At 67.3% G+C, this 24,543-nt stretch carries 2 protein-coding genes; both read right to left on the reverse strand.

Annotated features, from left to right (window positions below):
* Nucleotides 1-18: 18 nt before the first annotated feature.
* On the reverse strand, nucleotides 19-11,421 hold the full coding sequence (locus VA602_RS26155) for a non-ribosomal peptide synthetase (RefSeq protein WP_323454735.1): 11,403 nt from the start codon (nucleotides 11,419-11,421) through the stop codon (nucleotides 19-21).
* On the reverse strand, nucleotides 11,418-24,320 hold the full coding sequence (locus VA602_RS26160) for a non-ribosomal peptide synthetase (RefSeq protein ID WP_323454736.1): 12,903 nt from the start codon (nucleotides 24,318-24,320) through the stop codon (nucleotides 11,418-11,420). Before VA602_RS26160 ends, VA602_RS26155 begins: the two co-directional genes overlap by 4 nt.
* Between the last annotated feature and the right edge of the window lie 223 nt (nucleotides 24,321-24,543).

Consider the following 24,543-nt stretch of genomic DNA (forward strand, 5'->3'; position numbering starts at 1 on the left):
CACAGGGTTCGCGCCAAATCAATGAGTGACCCGCTGCAGCGCCTGCCCGTCGTGCCACCAGGCCGCAAGGCTGAACACATCCGGGGCCTTGAGGATGCTGAAGTGGTTGCCAGGCCCATGCCACACCGCCAGTTGCGGCAGCAGGCGCTGCCAACCGGCAAGCATCGCCGCCTGTTCGCGCTGGTTGCCAGCCGCATCCAGGGTCGCGTCGGCCACCAGTACCAGGCTGGCCGGGCCGCTGTAGCCGGCCTGCGCCGGGTACGGCGTACGCAGCGCGCTGGAGAAGGTGCGGGTGATTCCGTGCAACGCCCTGACAGACGAACGCGCCGGCATCAGCCCGCCGCGAACCATGGCCTGGTGCAAGCGCTCCAGCTGCTGCTCATCGTCCAGTGCGGCAAAGGCCTGGCGGTCGATTTCCAGCGAGCGCCCACTGGCCAGCTGCAACGATTCGATCAGCCGGTCCAACGCTGCTCCTGCGGTGTAGGGCCGACCGCAGACGCTGTTGCCACCGGGTGACTCGCTGTCGATCAAGGTCAGTGAGCGCACCTCCCGCCCCTGTGCCTGCAAACGCACCGCCATGGCATGCGCCACCCAGCCGCCAAAGGAATGCCCGACCAGGTTCAACGGCCCCTGCGGGTACAGCGCTTCGATGGCCTGGACATGGCAAGCCGCCGCGGCGTCGATGCTGCTGTGTGGTGTGGCGGTGCCATCCAGGCCACGCGCTTGCAGGCCGTACACCGGCCAGTCGGTGCCCAGGGCCTCGGCCAGGCCGATGAAGCTGGTCACGCTATCGCCGGCACCCGGCACGCAGAACAGCGGCGCATGGCCGCCCTGCCCGCTCTGAATCGCCACCAGCGGCTGATACGCCGCCGGCGGTTTCTCACCGATACCCGCGCGGGCCGCCTGCAGCGCCGTGCCGAGCGCACGGCCCAGCACCTGTACGTGCGGCGCCTGCATCATGCTCAGGTGATCGCCCGGCACCTCGATGCACCGGACCTGACCGGCCGGCACCGTGCGCTCCCAGCCAAGCAATGGCTGATCACCGTGACGCTGCACGCCTTGTTCGGCGCGCAGCAAGTGGATGGCGATGCCCAGCGGTTCGGGACGGTAATGGGCCATGGCATGGCCGTGGGCAATTTCGCGTTCGAAGAACAGCTTCAGCTCGTCGTCGCTTGCAGCGGCAAGTTCCGCATACAGCAAGCCCTGTTCACGGCAGGCGGCGAGCAAGGTGGTGAAGTCGGCCTGGCCATCGTCCAAGGAATTGACCCTGGCCAGCTGCTGCGCGCCTGCCGTGCCGAGCCCCTGCCAGTGTCCGGCGCAATGCAGCAGCAGTTGCTGTTGCAACAGGCGCGCGCCTTGCCAGCGTGCCTTGCCCTGGTCGACCAGGCGTGGCTGCCAGGTGTCGATCAAGCCCAGGAACTCGACCTGCTCGTCCGCCCCCAGCAGTTGCGCGGCGATTTCATAGGCCAGCAAGCCGCCGAACGACCAGCCGGCAAGCCGGTAAGGGCCGTGAGGCTGAACCCGGCGGATGCGCTCCAGTTGCGCGCGGGCCAGGGCCTCCAGGGTGTCCGGCTGCGCCTCGCCCAAGGCCAGGCCCGGCACCCCATAGATCGGGAAGTCACCCTCCAGTTGCTGGCCCAGTACCGGGAAGTAGAAGTCCATGCCGCTGAATTCGTGGGTCAGGAACAGTGCCGGTGCGTCGCCCTCGGCGCGCACGCACACCAGGTCCGTTTGCTGTGTCGCCGCCTGCAGATGCTCGGCCAATGCCGCCACGCTGGCATGCTGGAACAGCTCGGCGAGCGAGACCTGCAGCCCCTGTCCGCGCAACAGGCCCACCAGGCGGATGGCCAATAGCGAATGACCGCCCAGGGCGAAGAAGCTGTCATGCCGCCCCACCTGCCCGATCTCCAGCACCTGCGCCCAGAGCGCCGCGAGCTGTTGTTCCAGCGCAGTGGCTGGTGCCTCGTAACGGCTCTCGGCAAGGTCCTGCATCGCCGGACGCGGCAGCGCCTTGCGGTCGATCTTGCCATTGTTGGTCAACGGCAGCGCATCGAGCACGATGCAGGCCGACGGCACCATGTACGGCGGCAGGCGTCCCTGCAGCCAACCCCGCACAGCGGCGGCATCGAGGGTCGGGTCTGTGCGGGTGAACCAGGCCACCAGGTGAGCCGGCCCCTGCGTCAGGGTCAGCGCCATGACCACGACTTCGCCAATGCCTGGACACAGCGCCAGGTGCTGCTCGACTTCGCCCAGCTCGATACGGAAACCGCGGATCTTCACCTGGTCGTCGTTGCGCCCCAGGCACTCCAACTGGCCGTCGTCGCGCCAGCGGCCCAGATCGCCGGTACGGTACAGGCGTGCGCCAGGCTGCGGGCTGAACGGGTCGTCGATAAAGCGCTCGGCGGTGAGTTCCGGGCGATTGAGGTAGCCCAGCGCCACGCCGTCGCCACCGATGTACAACTCACCTACCGCCCCCAGCGGCAGCGGGCGCAGGTGCGCGTCCAGCACATGCACCTGGGTACTGCCGACCGGTCCCCCGATCGGCACCAGCTCGGCGTCGGCCGGCACATGGCGAACCTGCCCGGCGGTGGCATAGGTGGTGGTTTCGGTCGGCCCATAGCAGTGCACCAGGCGCAAGTCCGGTGCCTGCGCCAGCAAGCTGCGGAACGCCGCCGGATCGGCTCGCTCGCCACCGCATAGCAGCACGCGCAACCCTGCCAGCACGTCAGGGATCATCTGCACGTACTGGTTGAACAACGCCGTGGTGACGAACAGCACTGTCGCGCCCCCCTCACGCAGGGCCACGCCCAGACGCACAGGGTCGAGCAAGGTGTCATGGTCGATCACCAACACCTGGCCGCCATTGAGCAGCGCACCCCAGACATCCATGGTGCTGGCGTCGAACGCGGGGTTGGAGGCGAAAGCGATACGGTCCTGGGCGCTGAAGTCGGCGTAGCCATCGTTGAGCACCAGGCGAGCGATGCCACGATGGGGCACGCGCACGCCCTTGGGCGTGCCGGTGGAGCCGGAGGTGTACATGACGTAGGCGACCGTATCCCCACCCTGGGCCAGCCCTGGGTTATGACCGGGCTGACGGTTCAGGTCCAGGCGATCGAGGTCGATGCGGCGCGCGCGGTAGCTCAGGGTCGCCGAGCTGTCGCAGATCAGCGCTACGGCCTGGCAGTCCTGCACCATGAAGCCCTGTCGCTCGGCCGGCGCATGGATGTCCAGCGGCACGTAGGCCGCACCGCATTTGGCGACGGCCAGCTGAGCCTGGAGCAGTGCCAACGAACGCGGCAGCAGGATCGCCAAATGATCGCCCGGCGCCACGCCTTGCTCGATCAGGTAATGAGCCAGGCGGTTGGCCTGCTCGTTGAGCTCGCCGTAGGTCAGGCTGTGCGCCCTGTCACGGGCGGCGATGGACAATGGATGCCGTGCGACCTGTTGTTCGAACAGGCGATGCACTGGCAAGTCGCGCGGGTAGTCGCGGGTGGTCGCGTTGAAGGCCTCGTGCAACTGCCGAGCCTCGGCCAGCGGCACCACGCTCAGGCGCTCGAGCCCTTCGCAGGCGCCGGTCTCAAGCGCCTGCAGCAGAAGGTGCAGGGCATGCTCCACGTAGCTGCAGATCCGCCGGGCGTCGATGCCCTGTGCGGTTTGCGCGGTCAGCTCGAACGCCAGGCCCAGGTCATCGACGCTCAACGCCAGCGGGTAATTGCTGCGCTCGTGCGCCTCGACCAGCTCGATGCCCTCCCAGGCCTGGCGCGCCGCCTCGCCCTGCCCGGCCAGCGAGCCATGGCGATAGTTGAGCAATGCATTGAACAGCGCAGCCCCCGTAGGCAAGCCACTGCAGCGCTGGGCTAGCGCCAGGCGAGCGTGCTCATGGGCCAGCAGGCCGGTCAGACGTTGGTGGGCTTGCTGCAAGGCTGCCAACACGGGCTGTCCGGCAAGGTCCAGGCGCAGTGGCAAGGTATTGATGTAGACGCCCAAGGCGCGCTCGGCGCCCTCGCCACCCTGCACCCGACCGAGCAGCACGGTGCCGAATACCACGCTGTCGCGCCCGCTCAGTTGCCCTAGCACCTGTGCCCAGGCCAGGTGCATCAGGCTGGCAGCGCTGACGTTATGGCGTCGCGCCTGTTCGCGAATGCGCAGGTTCAGCGCATGGTCGAGGCGCTGATGGTGCTGCGCCACGGCATCCTGGTGTGGCGTTGCATAACCGCCGTAAGGCAGGGTCGGTTCGTCGATGTCGGCCAGTTGCTCGCGGAAGAAGGCTTCATGGGCCGCCTCGCCCGCCCCGCGCTGCAGTTGGGCGATGTAGTTGCGGTAAGGCACCGCCGCTGGCAGGGCATGGGCCTGCTCTAGCAGGCAGGCTTGCAGTTCGCTGCGCAACACCTCGAGCGCCACGTGATCCATGACCAGATGGTGGAACAGCAGCGTGGCGCTGATTCGGCCGGTACTCGGCTCGGTACGGTGTACCAGGCGCAACAGCGGTGCGCGGGCCAGGTCGAAGCGGCGAGGCTCGATGGCATCCCCCTCCTGCACGACATCCAGCGGAGCACGGCGCCAGACCACCTGCACAGGCTCAGCCAGGCCATCCCAGTGGAAGGCGCTGCGCAGGATATCGTTGCGCTCGATCACCTGGTCCAAGGCGCGGTGCAGCGCCTGCAAACGACCCCGATCGGCGAGCAGGAAACGCACCTCCAGCACGTAGGCCGCCTCACCTTCACCGGCCAGATGGTGATAGAGCATGCCCGCCTGCAGCGGCCCGAGCGGATAGATGTCCTGGACATTGGCGGTACCGCCAGCTACCTGGCCGACGATGCGGTCGATCGCCTCTTGCGTCAGCGCCACCAGCGGCAGCAGCTCAGGCGTGATGTGCGGGCAGTCGGCGGCGATGCGGTTGGCAGGCACCTGCACCTCGTCGAGGGTCTCGACCGTCGCGGCCAGGGCCGCCAGGTTCGGCTCGGTGAACAGCCCCTGGATATCCAAGGCCAACCCTCGGGCGCGCAGGCGAGCGACCAGGGTCACGGCCAGCAGCGAATGGCCACCCAATTCGAAGAAGTTGTCGGGACGCCCTACCCGCTCCACACCCAGCAACTCGCCCCACAACTCGGCGAGCAGGCGCTCGTTATCACTTTCGGGGGCCTGGTAGGCCTGGCCTTGCAAGGCTTCGACGGCGGGAATCGGCAGGGCCTTGCGGTCCAGCTTGCCGTTGGGGCTCAGCGGCAGTGCAGGCAGATGCACGAACTGTGCAGGCACCATGAACTCGGGTAGTTGAGCCAGCAACTGCCCCTTCAATGTGTCTGCCGTGTGCACAGCTCCGGTGTAGTACGCCACCAGGCGCTTGCCGGCGGGCGGCAGGTCCAGGGCCAGCACAGCGGCCTCCTTGATGCCTGCGATGCGGGTCAGGCAGGCCTGGATCTCGCCCAGTTCGATGCGCAGGCCGCGGATCTTCACCTGGTCGTCGTTGCGCCCCAGGTACTCCAGGGTGCCGTCGGCCAGATGCCGGGCCAGATCCCCGGTGCGGTACAGGCGTGCGCCAGGGCGGGTGCTGAACGGGTCTTCGAGGAAGCGCTCGGCACTCAGTTGCTCGCGGTTCAGATAGCCGCGGGCGACCTGCACGCCGCCGATGTACAGCTCACCAGCCACGCCCTGCGGCACTGGCTGGCCCTGGGCGTCGAGCACGTACAGCGTAGTGTTGGCGATCGGTTTGCCGATCGGGGTGTTGTCCGGGGTCTGTTCCAGTGGCTCGGCGCAATACCAGGCACTGACGTCCACTGCCGCTTCGGTCGGGCCATACAAGTTGTGCAGCTCGACGCTGGGCAACTGCGCCTTGAAGCGCCGCACCAGGCTGCCGGGCAACGCTTCGCCGCTGCACAGCACCCGGCGTAGCGCTGCAGGCTCGGCATCACCATAGGCGAGGAACACATCGAGCATCGAAGGGACGAAATGCAGGGTCGTTACCGATTCGGCTGCGATCACCTGGCGCAGGTAGCCCGGGTCACGGTGCCCGCCTGGGCGGGCCATCACCAGTTGTGCGCCGGTCTGCAAAGGCCAGAAGAACTCCCACACCGACACATCGAAGCTGAACGGGGTCTTCTGCAGCACTACGTCATCAGCGCCCAAGCCATAGGCGTCCTGGGTCCAGAGCAGGCGATTGACCACCCCGGCGTGCTCGTTCATCACACCCTTCGGCAGGCCGGTGGAGCCGGAGGTGTAGATCACGTAGGCCAGATGTTGCGGGGTAAGGCCCGCAACCTGGGGGTTGTCGCTGGAAAGCGCTTGCCACACCGGCTCATCCAGATCGACCTGCGGCACGTCGAACGCCGCCAGCATCTCGCGAGTGGCCGCATGCCCCAACACCGCCACCGGCGCGCTGTCGGTGAGCATATGGCGGATACGATCGGCCGGGTAATCCGGGTCGACCGGCACATAGGCGCCGCCCGCCTTGAGGATCGCCAGCAAGCCGATGACCATCGAAGCGCTGCGCTCTACGCAGATCGCCACGCGATCGTCCGGCTGCACCCCGAGTGCAATCAGGTGATGGGCCAGACGGTTGGCCTCGGCGTTCAGTGCGCGGTAGGTCAACTGTCCGGTTTCGGCACGCAGGGCGATGCGTTCGGGCGTGCGTTCGACTTGGGCCTCGATCATCCCGTGCACCGTCTGCTCCAGGTCGTAGCCTACGGCGGTGTCGTTGTAGTCGACCAACAGTCGACGACGCTCCTGCGCATCCGGCAGGGCAACGCTTGCCAGCACCGCGCCGTCGCTGCCGGCCATGGCCCACAGCAGTTGGTCCAGATACCCGCAGTAGCGCTCTACCGTGGCCCGGTCGAACAACGCGGTGGCATAGTTCAATGCGCCGCCGAAGCCATCTGCGGTCTCGCCCAGGCTCAGGCTTAGGTCGAACTTGGCAAAGCCCTGCCCTTGGCCGAGGTTGCGCAGGCTCAAGCCGTCCAGCCCGGCGGCGAAATCATGACCGCCCTCCCACTCCAGCGACACCTGGTACAGCGGCGTGTGGGCCAGGCTGCGCGATGGTTTGATCAGGTCCACCACCTGCTCGAACGGCAAGTCCTGATGCTCCTGTGCGGCCAGTACCTGGGCCTTGACCCGCGCCAGCAAGGTGCCGACATCCGGCGCATCGGCCAGATCCAGGCGGATGGCCAAAGAGTTCACGAACAGCCCGATCACCCCCTCGACCTCAGCCTGCCGACGCCCGGCCACCGGCGTACCGATCACCACCTCGCCCTGCCCCGACAAACGAGCCAGCAGCACCGACCAGGCGCCCATGAACAGCATGAACGGCGTGACCTGGTGGCGCTTGCACAGGGCCTTGAGATCGTCTGCCAGTCGGGCGTCGAGGCGGATACGCACGCTGTCGCCTGCGTAATCCTGGCGCACCGGACGCGGTCGGTCGGTCGGCAGGCTCAGCAGCGCAGGTGCACCGGCCAGGTTGTTGCGCCAGAACTCGCCTTGGCGCTGCAGCGCCTCGCCCTGCAGCCAACGGTGCTGCCACATCGCGTAATCGCCATACTGGATCGGCAACGGCGCAAGTCGCGCCTCGCGGCCTTCGCGCAGTGCCTGGTACAGCGCGCTCAGCTCACGGGTCAGCACGCCCATCGACCAGCCATCGGCGACGATATGGTGCAGTGTCAGCAGCAGTACATGGTGCTGTGGCGCCATCTGCAGCAGGCGAGCGCGAAGCGGCAATGCCTCGCCGAGCGCGAACGGCCGCGCAGCTTCTTCACGCACCAGTGCACGCAGGCGCTGCTCATCGGCCCCAGGCACCTGCTCGCGCTGCACCACCAGGCGCTGCGTTGACAGCCGTACCCGCGGCTCGCCATCGACCTCGAAGAACTCGCTGCGCAGCGCCTCGTGACGCTCGACCAGTGCCACCAGGGCCTGCGCCAAGGCGTCGGCATCCAGCTCGCCGCACAGCTCCAGTGCCAGGGGAATGTTGTAGGCCTGGCTGGCTCCGTTCATCTGTGCCAGGAACCACAGGCGCTGCTGGGCGAACGACAACGGCAGCGCCTGCTCGCGTGCCACCGCCAGCACCGGCGGCAGCTCACTGCGCGCAGCCCCCGCCACTACCTCGGCCATCGCCGCCAGCTCGGCCTGGGCGAACAGTGTCCCCAGCGTGAGCTCCACACCGAGTCGCTGACGAACCTGGGCAACCAGGCGCATGGCCAGCAACGAGTGACCGCCCAGCTCGAAGAAGTGGTCATGCCGCCCGACCCGCTCGACCTGCAGCAACCCCTGCCAGATCTGCGCCAGTGTCTGCTCCAGCTCACCCTGGGGCGCCTCGAAGCGACGCTCGAACAGGTCGGCGCGGGTGGGTGCCGGCAGCGCCCGGCGATCGAGCTTGCCGTTGGCCGTCAGCGGCAGCGACTCGAGCCGCACGAAGGCCACCGGCACCATGTAATCGGGCAAGTGCGCCTGCAGCTGTGTACGCAGTTGTGCAGGCGCGGCCACCTCGACGCTGTCCTGGCCAGTGAAGTAGGCCACCAGCCGCGGCTGCCCCGGCTGGTCCTCGCGGGCCAGCACCACGGCTTCATTGATGCCTGGCAGGGCTGCCAGGCGGCTTTCGATCTCACCCAGCTCGATGCGCACGCCACGGATCTTCACCTGGTCGTCGTTGCGCCCGAGGTAGTCGAGGGTGCCGTCATCCAGCCAGCGCACCAGGTCGCCAGTACGGTACATGCGGGCGCCCGGTTGCGCGCTGAACGGGTCATCGAGAAAACGCTCGGCCGTCATCTGCGCGCGGTTCAGGTAACCCCGGGCAACCCCGGCGCCACCAATGTACAGCTCGCCGGCCACCCCCTGCGCCACCGGCTGGTGGTGCGCATCGAGCACGTAGAGCCGGGCGTTATCGACCGGTGCGCCGATGTGCAGCACGCCGCCAGGCACCATCGCCCCGGAGCTTGCGACCACCGTGGCTTCGGTGGGCCCGTAATTGTTGATCACGGCAAATCCGGGGTGACGGGTGAACTGCCGCAGGCGGTCACCACCGATCAGCAGGGTGCGCAGGGTCGGGTGATCGATCTGGTGGCTGAAGGCGTATTCGGCCACCGGCGTCGGCAGGAAACTGACATCCAGCTGGCAGCCGCGCCACCAGGCGAGCAAGGCGTCGATGTCCTCGCCCTGTTCGCTTGGCGGCGCGATATGCAGGGTCGCGCCGGCGCACAGGGCCGGCCAGACTTCCCAGGCCATGGCATCGAAGCCGAAGCCGGCCAGGCTCGAGGTGTGACGGCCCTGGCACAGGTCGAAGGCGCGGCAATGCCAGTCGATCAGGTTGTTGAGGGTCCGATGTTCGACCATCACGCCCTTGGGCAGGCCGGTGGAACCGGAGGTGTAGATCACGTAGGCAAGGTTGCCGACAGCCAGGCCATCGACCTGCGGGGCGTGCTCGCTCGACGGCCAGTCTGCCCGGTCGAGCTCGATCACCGGCACCGGGCATTGGCCCAGGCGCGCGCGCAGATCGTGCTGGGTCAGCACCACGCTCGGGGCGCTGTCATCGAGCAGATAGGCGATGCGTTCGTCGGGATGCGCGGGGTCGATCGGCACGTAACCCGCGCCGGCCTTGAGGATCGCCACCAGGCCGACCAGGGTGTCCAGACCTCGCCGGGCCAGAATCGCCACGCGGTCTTCAGGCTGCACCCCGAGCATGACCAGGCGTTGAGCCAGTGCATTGGCACGCAGTTCCAGCTCACCGTAGCTCAGCGCGGTGCCTGCGCAGGTGGCGGCCACGACATCGGGCTGCTGGCGGGCCTGGTGCTGGATGCGCTGGTGCACCGTGAGCACGGTGTCGGTGTCACCCGGGTGGTCGTTGAAGGTCTCGAGCACCCGCTCGCGCTCGACAGCGGGCAGCATGTCCAGCCGATCGACATTCAGCCCTGGGTTCTGTGCCAGGGCCTGTACCAGGCTTTCGAGGGTTTTCTCAAGATAGGCGCAGACCCGCTGCTTCGGCACTTCAGCCGTTGCCAGCAAGGTCAGGCGCAGGGCATCGCCCAGGTCGTCGACACTCAGGGTCAGCGGATAGTTGGTGCGCTCTTCGCTGGTCAGTACGTCGATGCCCTCCCACGCCGCACGGGCCTGGCCATCGGCAACCGGCGCACTGTGACGGTAGTTGAGCAAGGCGTTGAACAATGGCGTTGGCGCGGCAACGCCGCTGCAACGCTGGGCCAGGGCCAGCGGCGCGTGCTCATGGCGCATCAGGGTGGTCAGACGCTGGTGAGTGGCCTTGACCGCCGTGATCAGGTCCAGACCAGCCAGGTCCACCCGCAGTGGCAAGGTATTGATGAAAATGCCCAGTGCACGGTCGTTGGCCTCCGCGCCCATCAGGCGGCCCATCAAAACGGTGCCGAACACCACCTGCTCGCGCCCGGTCAGGCCACCCAGCACCCGCGCCCAGGCCAGGTGGAACAGGCTTGCCAGGCTCACGCCCAGCGCCCGCGCCTGGCTGCGCAGGCCGTCGCACAGGGCCGGCGCCAGGCTCAGGCTTTCTTCGTGCGGCGCGCTGCCGTCACCCTGCACGTCCTGCAGGCCGTAGGCCAGCGTCGGCTCGACGATATCCCCCAGTTGCTCGCGGAAAAACGCCTCGTGCTGCGCCTGGCTGACGCCCAGCAGGGCCTGGCCGACGTAATTGCGAAACGGTACTGCCGCGCCCAACAGGTGGCCATCGCCGCGCAACACGGCCTGCATTTCGTGACGCACCACCTCGAGGGCGCTGTGGTCCATGGCGATATGGTGGAACTGCAGCGTGGCCTGCACGCGACCGTCGCTGGCCGCAGGCTCGCAGTGCAGGCGGATCAGCGGTGCCTTGCCGAGGTCGATACGCTCGTCCAGTGGCAAACCTCGGCACACCTGTAGCCGGGCCTCGCGCCAGACGACCTGCAGCGGCGCCTCCAGCCCTTGCCAATGCACCGAGGTGCGCAGGATATCGTGGCGGTCGATCACCGCCTGCAGCGCCTCGACGAACGCCTGCAGATGGGCCTGGCTGGCAAAGGCGAAGCGCGACTGCATCACGTAAGGGTCGCTGCCCTCTGCGCTGGCGTGATGATAGAGAATGCCCTGCTGCAGGGGCGCCAGCGGGTAGATGTCCTGCACGTTGGCATGGCCGCCGGGAATCTGCCCGACCAGCGCATCGATGGCCGCCTGGTCGAGCTCGGCCAGGTTGAGCAGTGCCGGGGTGATCCGCGTGCAGTCGGCCGGGATGGCGTTGGGCGGAGCGCCGACATTGCCTGCCCTGGCCACGTACTCACCGCGCTCGAGCAGCGCGATGAGCGCCGGTTTGTGTTCACGCAGGCGCGCTACCAGGCTCGCATCGGTCAGCGCCTGGCGGTTGCCCTGGACCACCAGCTGGCCATCCTTGAGCGCCAGCTGGATATCGTTGGCTGACAATGTCGCCAGTAGGTCGTTGATGCTCACAGGACGATCTCCATTCTGTCTGTGATGGCGGCATAGCCTGCCAAGGTCGGTTGTTCGAACAGCGCGCGCACATCGGCCTCCAGGCCCTCCTGGCGCAGGCGGGCGGTCAGGGTCACCGCCAGCAACGAGTGGCCTCCCAGTTCGAAGAAGTTGTCGTGCCGCCCTACTCGCTCCACGCCCAGCAGCTCACTCCAGAGCGCGGCCAGCAGCTGCTCGGTATCGCCCTGTGGCGCCTCGTAGGGACGCGCATCGGCCACGGCGGCGGCCGGCAGCGCCTTGCGGTCGAGCTTGCCGTTGGGGCTCAGCGGCAAGGCGTCCAGGTGCATGAACAGCGCCGGGACCATGAATTCCGGCAGTTGCGCCGACAGCTGCTGGCGCATGCCCTCGACGGGCTCCACGGCACCGGTGTAATAGGCGACCAGGCGCTGATCCACCGCCAGCACTACCGCCTCCTTGATCCCTGCAATGCGGGTCAGGCAGGCCTGGATCTCGCCCAGTTCGATGCGCAGGCCGCGGATCTTGACTTGGTCGTCGTTACGCCCCAGGTACTCCAGGGTGCCATCGGCCAGGTGCCGGGCCAGGTCCCCGGTGCGGTACAAACGTGCGCCAGGACGGGTGCTGAAGGGGTCTTCGAGGAAGCGCTCGGCACTCAGTTGCTCGCGGTTCAGATAACCACGGGCAACCTGTACGCCGCCGATATATAGCTCACCGGCAACGCCCTGCGGCACTGGCTGGCCCTGGGCGTCGAGCACGTACAGCGTGGTGTTGGCGATCGGTTTGCCGATCGGGGTGTTGTCCGGGGTCTGCTCCAGTGGCTCGGCGCAATGCCAGGCACTGACGTCCACTGCCGCTTCGGTCGGGCCGTACAAGTTGTGCAGCTCAACGCTGGGCAACTGCGCCTTGAAGCGCCGCACCAGGCTGCCGGGCAACGCTTCGCCGCTGCACAGCACGCGCTTGAGGCGTGCGGCCTGCAGGTCGCCGTGGGCGAGGAAGACATCGAGCATCGACGGCACGAAGTGCAGGGTCGTGATGCCACGCTCGGCGATGACGTCGGCCAGGTACTGCGGATCGCGATGGCCGCCCGGGCACGCCATCACCAGTTGTGCGCCGGTCTGCAGCGGCCAGAAGAACTCCCATACCGATACGTCGAAGCTGAATGGGGTTTTCTGCAGCACTACGTCATCGGCGCCCAGTCCGTAGGCGTCCTGGGTCCAGAGCAGGCGATTGACCACCCCGGCGTGCTCGTTCATCACGCCCTTGGGCAGGCCGGTGGAGCCGGAGGTGTAGATCACGTAGGCCAGATGTTGCGGCGTAAGGCCCGCAACCTGAGGGTTGTCGCTGGAAAGCGCTTGCCACACCGGCACATCCAGATCGACCTGCGGCACCTCGAACGTCGCCAGCATCTCGCGAGTCGCCGCATGCCCCAACACCGCAACTGGCGCGCTGTCGGTGAGCATATGGCGGATACGATCGGCCGGGTAATCCGGGTCAACCGGCACATAGGCGCCGCCGGCCTTGAGGATCGCCAGCAAACCGATGACCATCGAAGCGCTGCGCTCGACGCAGATCGCCACACGGTCGTCCGGCTGCACCCCGAGTGCAATCAGGTGATGGGCCAGACGGTTGGCCTCGGCGTTCAACGTGCGGTAGCTCAGTTGGTGTTGCTCGGCGATCAGGGCGATGCGCTCAGGCGTGCGTTCGACTTGGGCCTCGATCATCCCGTGCACCGTCTGCTCCAGGTCGTAGCCTACGGCGGTGTCGTTGAAGCCAACCAGCAGGCGCTGGCGCTCTTCGTGCTCCAGCACCGGCAGTTGGTTCAGCGCCAGGTCGGGCTGACGCTCAAGGGCATCCACCAGGCCCGTCAGCACCTGCTGCAGCTGCCCGCAGACCCGCTCGGCCCCTACCGCGGGCAGTACCTGCACGGTCAGGCGCAGGCCATCGCCGAGGTCATCCACGTTCAGGCTCAAGGGGTAGTTGGTGCGTTCTTCACTGGCCAGTGTCTCGATGCCTTGCCAAGCCTGACGCTGGATTTCGGTCTCGGCAGCGCTGGCGCTGTGCCGGTAGTTGAGCATGGCGCTGAACAGCGGCATGGGTGCGACCACGCCACTGCAACGTTGGGCCAGGGCCAGCGAGGCATGCTCGTGGGTCAGCAGCGCGCTCAGCCGTGCGTGGGTGGCACGCACGCCTTCACGTACGCCGAGCCCCGCCAGGTCAACGCGCAGTGGCAAGGTGTTGATGAACATGCCCAGGCCGTGCCCGCTGCCTGCACCACCTTGCATGCGCCCCAGCAACACCGTGCCGAACACCACGTTGTCGCGACCACTGGCACTGCCCAACAGACGTGCCCACGCCAGGTGCAGCAGGCTGGCAGTGCTCACGCCGAGCTGGCGTGCCTGGCTGCGCAGGCGCTGGTTCAGGTCAGGGGCCAGGTGTACCTGAGCCTGCTCGATATTGCGCACATCACCCTGGATGTCACGCAGGCCGAACGGCAGGGTTGGCTCGTCGATATCGGCCAGTTGTTCACGGAAGAACGCCTCGTGCTCGGCCTCGCTGACACCGAGGCGCGCCTGGGCCACATAGTTGCGGTACGGCACGGCCGGCTCGCTCGGCGCAGGCAGCCCGCGGAGGTAACCGAGCATCTCTGCGCGCACCACCTCAAGCGCCGTGTGGTCGAGCACCAGGTGATGGAACTGCAAGGTCGCCTCGATGCGCGTTCCTGCACGGCGATAGAGCAGGCGCACCAGCGGCGCCTGGTTCAGCGCCAGGGTGTCGAAACGCTGCGCAGGCTCGTTGGCGATGTCGATCACCGGCAGTTGGGCATGGCGCCAGACCACCTGCAACGGCTGCGCCAGCCCTTCCCACAGCACTGCGGTGCGCAGGATATCGTGACGGGCGATGACGCTTTCCAGCGCGCCGGCAAACGCCTGCAGTCGCGCCGGGCTGTCGAATACCAGCTGCGATTGCAGCAGGTACGGGTCGGCTCCGGCGGCGCTCAGATGATGGTAGAGAATGCCTTCCTGTAGCGGCGCGAGGGGGTAGATGTCCTGCACATTGGCCGCGCCGCCGGGTACGCTTGCCACCACACGGTCGATGGCGGTCTGGTCCAGTTCGATCAGGCTGAGCATGTCGGGTGTGATACGGGTGCAGCCGGGGACTATACGGTTGGCCGGCACCTGTACCTGGCGGCCCTGGCCAAGCGCTGCGGCCAGCGCCGCCACGCTCGGCTGGCCGAACAGCAAGCGCACATCGGCCTCCAGGCCTTGCTGGCGCAGGCGCTCGATCAGGCTGACCGCGAGCAGCGAATGCCCACCCAGTTCAAAGAAGTTGTCATGGCGCCCTACCCGCTCCAGGCCCAGCAGCTCGGCCCAGACCGCCGCCATGACCTGCTCGGTCTCGCCCTGCGGTGCTGCATAGGCCGCAACCGGCAGGTCGGCCGGATCCGGGTCTGGCAGCGCCCTGCGGTCGAGCTTGCCGTGACGGGTCAGCGGCAAGGCCTGCAGGCGGATGAACGCCAACGGCACCAGGTGGCCCGGCAGGCTGGCCTGCAAGGCCTGGCGCAGGCCATCGACCGGTGCGTTCGCGGTGTACCAGGCCAGTAGCCGCTCGCCGCGCACCAGTACCACCGCGTCACGTACGCCAGGCTGGGCGGCCACGGCCGCTTCGATCTCGCCAAGTTCGACACGTACGCCACGTATCTTTACCTGGTCGTCGTTACGCCCGAGGTAGTCGAGGGTGCCATCGGCGTTCCAGCGCACCAGGTCGCCACTGCGGTACATCCGCGCTCCAGCCCGCGAGCTGAACGGATCGGCGACGAAACGCTGCTCGGTCAGTTCGGGCCGGTTCAGGTAGCCGCGGGCAACCCCGTCACCACCGATGTACAGCTCGCCCGCCGCGCCGACCGGGACCGGCTGGCGGCGTTCGTCGAGCACATAGACCTGGGTATTGGCGATGGCGGTGCCGATGTGCAGTGCGCCACCGACCTGCACCTGACCCGAGGTGGCGACCACGGTCGTTTCGGTCGGGCCGTAGTTATTGATCACGGCAAAGCCTGGATCACGCTCGAACTGGCGCAGACGGTCACCGCCGATCAGCAGCGTCCGCAGGCTGGCGTGCTGACGCTCCCGACGCAGGGCCTGCTCGGCTACCGGGGTTGGCAGGAAGCTGACCTGCAGCGGTTGCTGCAACCACCAGTCGAGCAAGGCATCGACCTGTTCGTTGGCAAGTGTTGCGGGCGGCAGGTGCACCACGGCGCCGGCGCACAAGGCCGGCCAGACTTCCCAGGCCATGGCGTCGAAACCGAAGCCGGCCACGCTGGAGGTGTGGCTACCGGCGCGCACGGCAAAGGCCTCGCAGTGCCAGTGCACCAGGTTGGCCAGGGTACGGTGCTCGACCATCACGCCCTTGGGCTGGCCGGTGGAGCCGGAGGTGTAGACCACATAGGCAAGCGCATCGGCGTCCAGGCCCGGCACCTGCGGGTCATGCTCGGCAGCGGACTGCCAGGCGCCCTGGTCCAGGTCCAGACGTGCGACGTGCGGCGGCAAGCTGTGCTGGTGCGTGTCGGCGAGCACCAGTACCGGGGCGCTGTCCTCGAGCAGATAGGCAATACGCTCGGCCGGGTAGCCGGGGTCGACCGGCACATAGGCGGCGCCCGCCTTGAGCACCGCCAGCAGTGCCACCAGGCGCTGCGGCGTGCGCGGCAGGCACAAGGCAACCCGGGCACCGGGCTGCACACCCAGCCCGATCAGGTGGTGGGCCAGGCGGTTGGCGGCACGATTGAGCTCGCCATAGCTGAGCCTTTCGTCGCCCTGCACCACCGCTTGAGCCTGTGGTGAGCGGGCCGCGCAGGCCTCGACCAGCGCATGCACGGTCTGGCCCTGCGGATAATCACGGGCACGGGGGTTGAAATCGACCAGCAGACGGCGACGCTCATCGGCGCCCAGCACCGACAGGTCATCCAGCCGTGTGCCCGGTGCCTGCTCCAGCGCCTCGACCAGTCGCGTGATGCTGTTGGCCATCCACTGCGCAACACGCTCGGCGCCGATGTCCGCGACGGCCAGCACGCTCAGGGTGAACCCCTCACCCAGGTCATCGACGCTCAAGGTCAGCGGATAGTTGCTGCGCTCCTCGCCGCCCAGAAGGCGCACGCCCTGCCAGATACCCTCGCCATCGCGTGGCGCATCGGCAGCACTGTGGCGGTAGTTGAGCAAGGCGCTGAACAGCGGTTGCCCGGCCGGTACGCCACTGCAACGCTGGGCCATGGCCAGCGACGCATGCTCATGGCCCAGCAGTGCAGACAAACGGGCATGGGTGGCACGCACCGCTTCGGCCACCGCCACCTGGGTGTCGACCCGCAGCGGCAAGGTGTTGATGAACACGCCCAGTGCCCGGTCGGCACCCTCGCCGCCTTGCAGCCGGCCCATCAGCACCGTGCCGAAGACCACCTCGCTGCGATTGGCCAACACGCCGAGCAGGCGCGCCCAGGCCAGGTGCATCAAGCTTGCGGCGCTTACGCCCAGGGTACGCGCCTGTTCTCGCAGACGTCGGGCCAGCGCGCCATCGAGGGCCTGGTGCGCCTCGGCGATGCCGTGCCCTTCGCTCTGCACATCCTGCTGGGCAAATGGCAGGGTCGGCTCGTCGATATCACCGAGCATGTCACGGAAGAACGCCTCGGCGCCGGCCGCATCGCTGCCCAGGCGCGCCTGGGCCACGTAGTTGCGGTACGGCACCGGCGCATTCAGCTTGGCCACATCGCCGAACAGCAGGGAGTGCATTTCGGCGCCAACCACGTCCATCGCAGTGTGGTCGAGGGCCAGATGGTGGAACAACAGGATTGCCACGACCTGGCTGTTGCGCAGGTCCTGGCTGTAGACCAGGCGCATCAACGGTGCCTGGGACAGGTCGATCCGATGCTGACGGGCGTCGAAGCGCGCCTGCAATTGGTCGATGACCTCGCCTTCGCCCTCCAGCTCGACCGGCACCACGGCCAGCTTCGCCTGGCGCCACACCACCTGCACCGGCTGCGCCAGGCCTTCCCAGATCAGCGAGGTGCGCAGGATGTCGTGCCGGTCAATGACCTGCTGCAAGGCATCAGCCCAGGTCTGCAGGCGCTCGAGGGTGTCGAAGGCCAGGCGTGACTGCAGCAGGTAGGGGTCTCCGTGGCCGGCACTCAGGTGGTGGTAGAGAATGCCTTCCTGCAACGGGGCAAGGGGGTAGATTTCCTGCACATTGGCAGCCCCGCCCGGTACCGTGGCGACGATGCGCTCGATGGTGGCCTGGTCCAGTTCGATCAGGCTGAGCATTTCGGGGGTGATCTGCGAGGCGCCGGCCGGTACGCGGTTATCCGGCACCCGCACCTCGCGCCCGCTGCCCACCGCAGCGGCCAGCGCGGCGAGGGTCGGCTGGGCGAACAGCACGCGCACATCGGCGGCCAGGCCGACCTTGCGCATGCGCTCGATCAGGCTGACGGCCAGCAGCGAATGGCCACCCAGCTCGAAGAAGTGATCATGCCGGCCAACACGCTCGACCTTGAGCACATCGGCCCAGATCGCCGCCAGCGCGATCTCCACCTCGCCCTCCGGCGCGGCGAAGGCACGACTCACCACCGCGGCCTGACTTGGTTGCGGCAACGCCTGGCGATCCAGCTTGCCGTTGGCGGTCAACGGCCACTGGCCGACATGGACATAGGCCGACGGCAGCATGTAGTCAGGCAACTGGCCTTGCAATTGCGCATGCAGCTCGGTGATCGGCGGGACGCGGCCTTCAGTGCTGAACCAGGCCACCAGGCGCTTGTCGCCCGGGGCTTCTTCACGCACCAGTACCACGGCTTCCTGTACCCCGGCGCACGCTGCGAGACGCGCTTCGATCTCACCCAGCTCGATACGGAAGCCGCGCAGCTTGACCTGTTGGTCGTTACGGCCCAGGTAACGCAAGGTGCCATCAGCCTGCCAACTTACCAGGTCGCCGCTGCGGTACAGGCGTGCGCCTGGCGTCTCGCTGAACGGGTCTTCGAAGAAGCGTTCGGCGGTCAAGGCCGGCTGGTTCAGGTAGCCCAGGGCAACCCCATCTCCACCGATATACAGCTCACCGACGGCACCGATCGGCACTGGCTGGCGCCGCGCATCGAGCACATAGCAAAGGCTGTTGCCGATTGGCCGGCCAATCGGGATCGCCCCCTCGCCCACTGCGAGGATTTCATGGGTGGTACTGAAGGTCGTGGCTTCGGTCGGGCCATAACCGTTGAGCAGGTGCGCCGGAGCGCCTTCGCGCAGTACATGGGCAATCACCTGGGGATCGAGCACATCCCCTCCGACCATCAGGTAGCGCAGCGAGCGGAACACCGGCAGCAGGTGCGCGGCGTACTGATGGAACAACCCGGCGGTCAGCCACAGCACCGTGACTTGATGCTCCAGCAATGCCTGGCCCAGGGCCTCGTGCGACAGCACCTGATGCTGATCGATCACCACCACGCGCCCGCCGTTGAGCAGCGGCGCCCAGACCTCCAGGGTGCTGGCGTCGAATGCCGGGTTGGAAGCAAAGGCTACGCGGTCATCGCCTTGCAGGTCGGCGAAGCCGTTGTTGATGACCAGCCGCACGATCGAGCGATGGGCCACCAGCACACCCTTGGGCAGGCCGGTAGAGCCGGAGGTGTACATGATGTAGGCCGCAGCCCGCGCATCCACGGCAACGTCCAGGCCATGGGCGGGATAGGCTGCGAGTTCCAGCGTATCCAGCTCTACCCGGCGCGTGGCGCCGACCTGCGGCTGATCGGCCTGGGTCAGCAACAGCGTGGCGCGGCTGTCTTCGAGCATGAACGCCTGACGCTCGGCGGGCGCATTGGCATCCATTGGCACATAGACCGCACCGCACTTGATCACGGCCAACTGGCTGGCCAGCAGGTCGAAGGAGCGCGGCAGCAGCAGCGCCACACGGTGCCCCGGGCGCACGCCCAGTTCCAGCAGGTGACGAGCCAGCCGGTTGGCGTGCTGATCGAGCTCGCCGTAACGCCAGTGGCGCTGACCGTGCACCACGGCAACCGCGTCCGGGGTCTGGGCGGCGTGCGCCTCGAACAAGCTCTGCACCGCGTGTTCGCGTGGGTAGGCGCGGCTGGTGGCGTTGAATCCGTGCAGCACCTGCTCGCGCGCCTCGGGCGACAGGCAGGACACCGCGTGCAGGGGTGTTTCCGGGACAGTCTCCAGGGCATCGGCCAAGTTCGCCAGGGCACTCCCGAGCAAGGCGCACACCTGAGCGCCATCGACCTGCGGCACAGCCTGCACGGTCAGTTCCAGGCCCTGCCCCAGATCGTCGACGTTGACCACCAGCGGATAGTTGCTGCGCTCACGCGAGGCCAACAGCTCGATGCCCGACCAACCCAGGCCGTCCCCTGCGCCTTTGGCGCTGCTGTGGCGGAAGTTGAGCAAACTGGTGAACAGCGCCTGGGACGCCGGCACACCGCTGCAACGCTGGGCCTGCGCCAGCGATGCCTGCTCGTGACCGAGCAGGCGTGCCAGGCGCTGGTGGGTACGACGCACACCCTCGGCGGCGCCAACGGCATCGACACTGACCCGCAGCGGCAAGGTGTTGATGAACATGCCCAGCGCCCGATCTGCCCCGGCGCCACCCTGCAGGCGTCCCAGCAGCACAGTACCGAACACCACCTCGCTGCGCCCGCTCAGTTGCGCCAATACCTGCCCCCAGGCCTGGTGCACCAGGCTGGCGACGCTCACCCCCAGCGCGCGGGTCTGCACGCGCAGGCGCCCTGCCAGTGTGCCGTCCAGCGCCTGGTGGCTGTCGACCACCTCCACGCCATTGCCCTGCACATCGCGCAAGCCGAAGACCTCGGTCGGCTCGTCGATATCTGCCAGCATCTCGCTGAACATCGCTTCATCGGCCGCAGGATCGGCATCCAGTCGCGCACGCGCCACATAGTTGCGGTACGGCACGCTGTCGATGTGCACTGGCTGGCCCTGCAGTGCAGCACCCACCTCCGCCACCAGCCGTTCGACGGCGGTATGGTCGAGCAGGATATGGTGCAGCAACAAGGTCGCCTCCAGGCGCTCACCCTGGGCATGGCGCACCAGTTGCAGCAACGGCGCGCGTGTCAGGTCCAGGCGCTGCAGGTCGGCATGCTCTGTCACGGGCAGTTGCGCCTGGCGATGCACCACCTGCACCGCTTCCTGCAGCCCCTCCCAGTGCAGGCTGGTGCGCAGGATATCGTGGCGGGCGATCACCGCATCCAGCGCCTTGACGAAGCCTTGCAGCTCCACTTCACCGGCAAAGGCGAAGCGTGCCCGCAGCACGTAAGGGTCGGCCCCGGAACTGGCCAGGTGGTGGTAGAGGATGCCCTGCTGCAGTGGTGCCAGGCCGTAGATGTCCTGGACATTGGCAGTACCGCCCGGGATACCGGCGGTCAATGCGTCGATCTCGTCCTGGCTGAGGTTGGCCAGTGGCAGCATCTGCGGTTCGATGCGCAGGCAGTTCGCCGGAATGCGATTGATCGGCACCTGCGCCGGTAGATCGGCGCTCACCGCAGCCGCCAGTGCCGACAAGGTCGGTTGACCGAACAGCACGCGCACATCGGCCGCCAGTTCCTGCTGGCGCATGCGCTCCACCAGCTTGACCGCCAGCAGCGAGTGGCCGCCCAGCTCGAAGAAGTTGTCGTGCCGACCGACCTGCTCAAGGCCCAGCAACTGTTGCCAGATGGTCGCGATGCGTTGCTCCACCTCGCCGTGCGGCGCTTCGAAGGCGCGACGGGCAAAGGCCTCGCCATCGGGCTCGGGCAAGGCCTTGCGGTCGAGCTTGCCATTGGCGGTCAGCGGGAAGCTCTCCAGGCGCACGAAGGCCGCCGGTACCATGTACTCGGCCAAGTGGCACAGCAGGCTGTCACGCAGTGCCGCCGCATCGGGCTCGGCGCCTGCCGCGGCCAGCCAGTAGGCGACCAGGCGCTGCTCGCCGGCGCTGTCGCGGCGCGCCATGACCACGGCCTCGCGCACACCTTCACACGCCGCCAGGCGTGCCTCGATCTCGCCCAGCTCGATGCGAAAACCGCGGATCTTCACCTGGTCGTCGTTGCGGCCCAGGTAATCCAGGCTGCCATCGGCGGCCCAGCGCGCCAGGTCGCCGGTCTTGTACAGACGCCCGCCAGGGTTGAACGGGTCGGCGATGAAGCGCTCGGCACTGAGCGCCTCGCGATTCAGGTAGCCGCGGGCGACACCGGCACCACCCACGTACAGCTCGCCGGTGACACCGGTCGGTACAGGCTGACGGCGGGCGTCCAGCACATACAGTTGCAGGTCGGGAATACGCGAACCGATGGGGCTTACCCCCACCAGTTGCGCATCGGCCGCCTGCAGCGGGCGGTAGGTGACGTGCACGGTGGTTTCGGTGATGCCGTACATGTTCACCAGGCGCGTGCCGGCATTGCCGATGCGTGCATACCAGGGCTTGAGCAGCCCGGGCTCCAACGCCTCGCCGCCAAAGATCACCTGGCGCAGGGAATGCTGCAGTTCGCTGCGTTCCTGCGCCGCGATCAGTTGGCGGAAGGCGCTGGGAGTCTGGTTGAGGACGCTGACGCCGGTGCGGCAAAGCAAGGCGTAGCACTCGTCCGGCGAGCGACTGATGCGTTGCGGCACGATCAGCAACTGGCCACCGAAGGCCAGCGCTCCCCAGATTTCCCAGACCGAGAAATCGAAGGCGAAGGAGTGGAACAGCGCCCAGATGTCCTGGCGGTTGAAGGCGAACCAGTCGTGGGTCGCCGAGAACAGGCGCGAGACATTGCCATGCTCGACCATCACGCCCTTGGGCAGGCCGGTGGAGCCGGAGGTGTAGATCACATAGGCCAGGTGCGAAGGCAGCAGCCCAGCGAGCATCGGATTGCCGGTGGGCTGTAGCTGCAGCGACGGGTCGTCCAGGTCGATCACCGGCGCCGCCACCTCACCCAACAGCGCCAGGCTGTCCGCCTGGGTGAGGATGGCCCGCGGGGCACTGTCGCTCAAGGTGAAGGCAATACGCTCGGCAGGATAGGCCGGGTCGATAGGCACATAGCCCGCACCGGCCTTGAGCACGCCCAACAGGCCGACCAGCATGCCCAGGCCACGCTCGACGCAGATCGCCACGCGGTCATCCGGGCCGATGCCCAGTGCGATCAGGCGATGAGCGAGTTGGTTGGCACGCTGGTTGAGCTCGCCGTAGCTCAGGCTCTGCTGCTCGAAGATCAGCGCCGTATCCTGCGGACGCGCCTGGGCGTGGGCCTCGAAACGCTGGTGCAGCAACGGCGTCAGGGCGAACTCGAGCAAGGGGCGGTTCTGGCCATGGATCAGTTGCTCGCGCTCGTCGGCGGGCAGGATATCGATGCCGTTCAGCGGCGCTTCTGGATTGCTGTCCAGGGCCTCGACGATCTGCTCGAGCGCCCGCGCCAGGTAACCCGCGAGACGCTGGGCGCCTAGCCCGCCAGCGACCAGGGCGGTGATGCGCAGGTCCTCGCCAAGGTCGTCGATATTGATCGTCAGTGGGTAGTTGGTGCGTTCTTCGGCGCCCAGCACCTGGATACCAGGGGCGATGTCGATGACTTCGGCAGCGTCGGCGGCATCGCTATGGCGATAGTTGAGGACGGTGTTGAACAGCGGCGCAGGCGCCGCCACCGCACTGCAGCGCTGGGCCAGTGCCAGCGGCGCCTGTTCATGGCCGAGCACGCCGGTCAAGCGCGTGTGAGTCGCCTGCAGCCCTTGGCGCACGCTGTGCTCGCCAACATCGATGCGCAACGGCAAGGTGTTGATGAACATGCCCAGCGCCTGTTCGCCGCCCTCGCCGGCCTCCATGCGCCCGAGCAGCACGGTGCCGAACACCACCGCCTCGCGCCCGGACAACTGGCCCAGGACCCGGGCCAGGCCCAGGTGAGCGATGGCCGCAGGGCTCACACCCAAGCGGCGTGCCTGGACGCGCAGGCGCAGGCTCAGCCCGCGCTCGAGGGTCAGGCGGGCTTCCTCCACGGCCTGATCCTCGACGTCGGCCACGCCGAAGGCCAGGGTAGGTTCGTCGATATCGGCCAGCATCGCGGTGAAGAACGCTTCATGCGCCGGCACGTCCAGCGCCTGGCGCGCCTGCGCAAGAAGGTTGCGAAACGGCACCGCCGGCCCAACCTGCTCGGCATTGCCAGCCAGCCAGACGCCGATCTCGCGGCGCACGATGTCGAGTGCGGTGTGGTCCATCACCGTGTGGTGGAACAGCAACAGGGCGACGACCTCCTCGCCTGTGCCCCGGGCATGCACCAGACGCAGCAGCGGTGCCTGGCGCAGGTCGAGGCGATAGTGGCGGGTGTCGTGCAACCGGCGCAATTGCGCCAGCGGCTCGTCCTGGCCAGGCAGTTGCAGTGCTTCGCGCACCAGCGGTGCTTCGCGCCAGACCACTTGCACCGGCTCGTCCAGGCGCTCCCAGTACATCGAGGTGCGCAGGATGTCGTGGCGCTGGATCACCCAGTCCAGCGCATCGGCGAAGGCATCCAGGTGTGCCTGGTCGGCAAAGCGCAGTTGTGCCTGCAAGAGATAGGGGTCGCCCGCATCGGCGGAGAGGTGGTGGTAGAGCATGCCCTCCTGCAGCGGCGCCAGGGGATAGATGTCCTGTACGTTGGCAGCGCCGCCGGGAATGCTGGCGACAATGCGGTCGATGGCCTGCTGGTCCAGGTCCACCAGCGGCAGCATCTGCGGGGTAATTTTGAACGCCGGGCTCAGCCAGTCGTCGTTCTGCCGGGCGAGCATCTCCAGCAACGCCGGCTTGTGTGCGGCCAATGCGTCCCACAGGGCGTCATCCAGGGCATCGTCGTCACCATGGACGACGAGGTCCTGATCGTCACGCTGAAGTCGGATCGCACGGGTGGAGAGCACAGCCATCAGTTCGCTGAAGCGCATGGGTAAGCATCCTGCTTTTGCCAGTCGGAAATGGCGCCACGCTAAAGGATCGGGGGTGCGAGGGGTGACAGGGTAAGGGGGGACAAAGCACGGACTGCCAAAACAGGAATAAGAATATGAATTCTTATTTCTTTTACGCGTGTGAAACTTCCTCTATAACGTTTCGAACTGTACAGCAGCCAACACCGGCCAACTGTTTGCAGCGCAACACCTGATCAACACC

This window comes from Pseudomonas machongensis, from assembly GCF_034961125.1.
Taxonomy (GTDB): domain Bacteria; phylum Pseudomonadota; class Gammaproteobacteria; order Pseudomonadales; family Pseudomonadaceae; genus Aquipseudomonas; species Aquipseudomonas machongensis.

Excerpts from the sequence above, each read along its gene's own strand:
- VA602_RS26160 (WP_323454736.1), bottom strand. The coding sequence starts at position 24,320 with ATGCGCTTCAGCGAACTGATGGCTGTGCTCTCCACCCGTGCGATCCGA.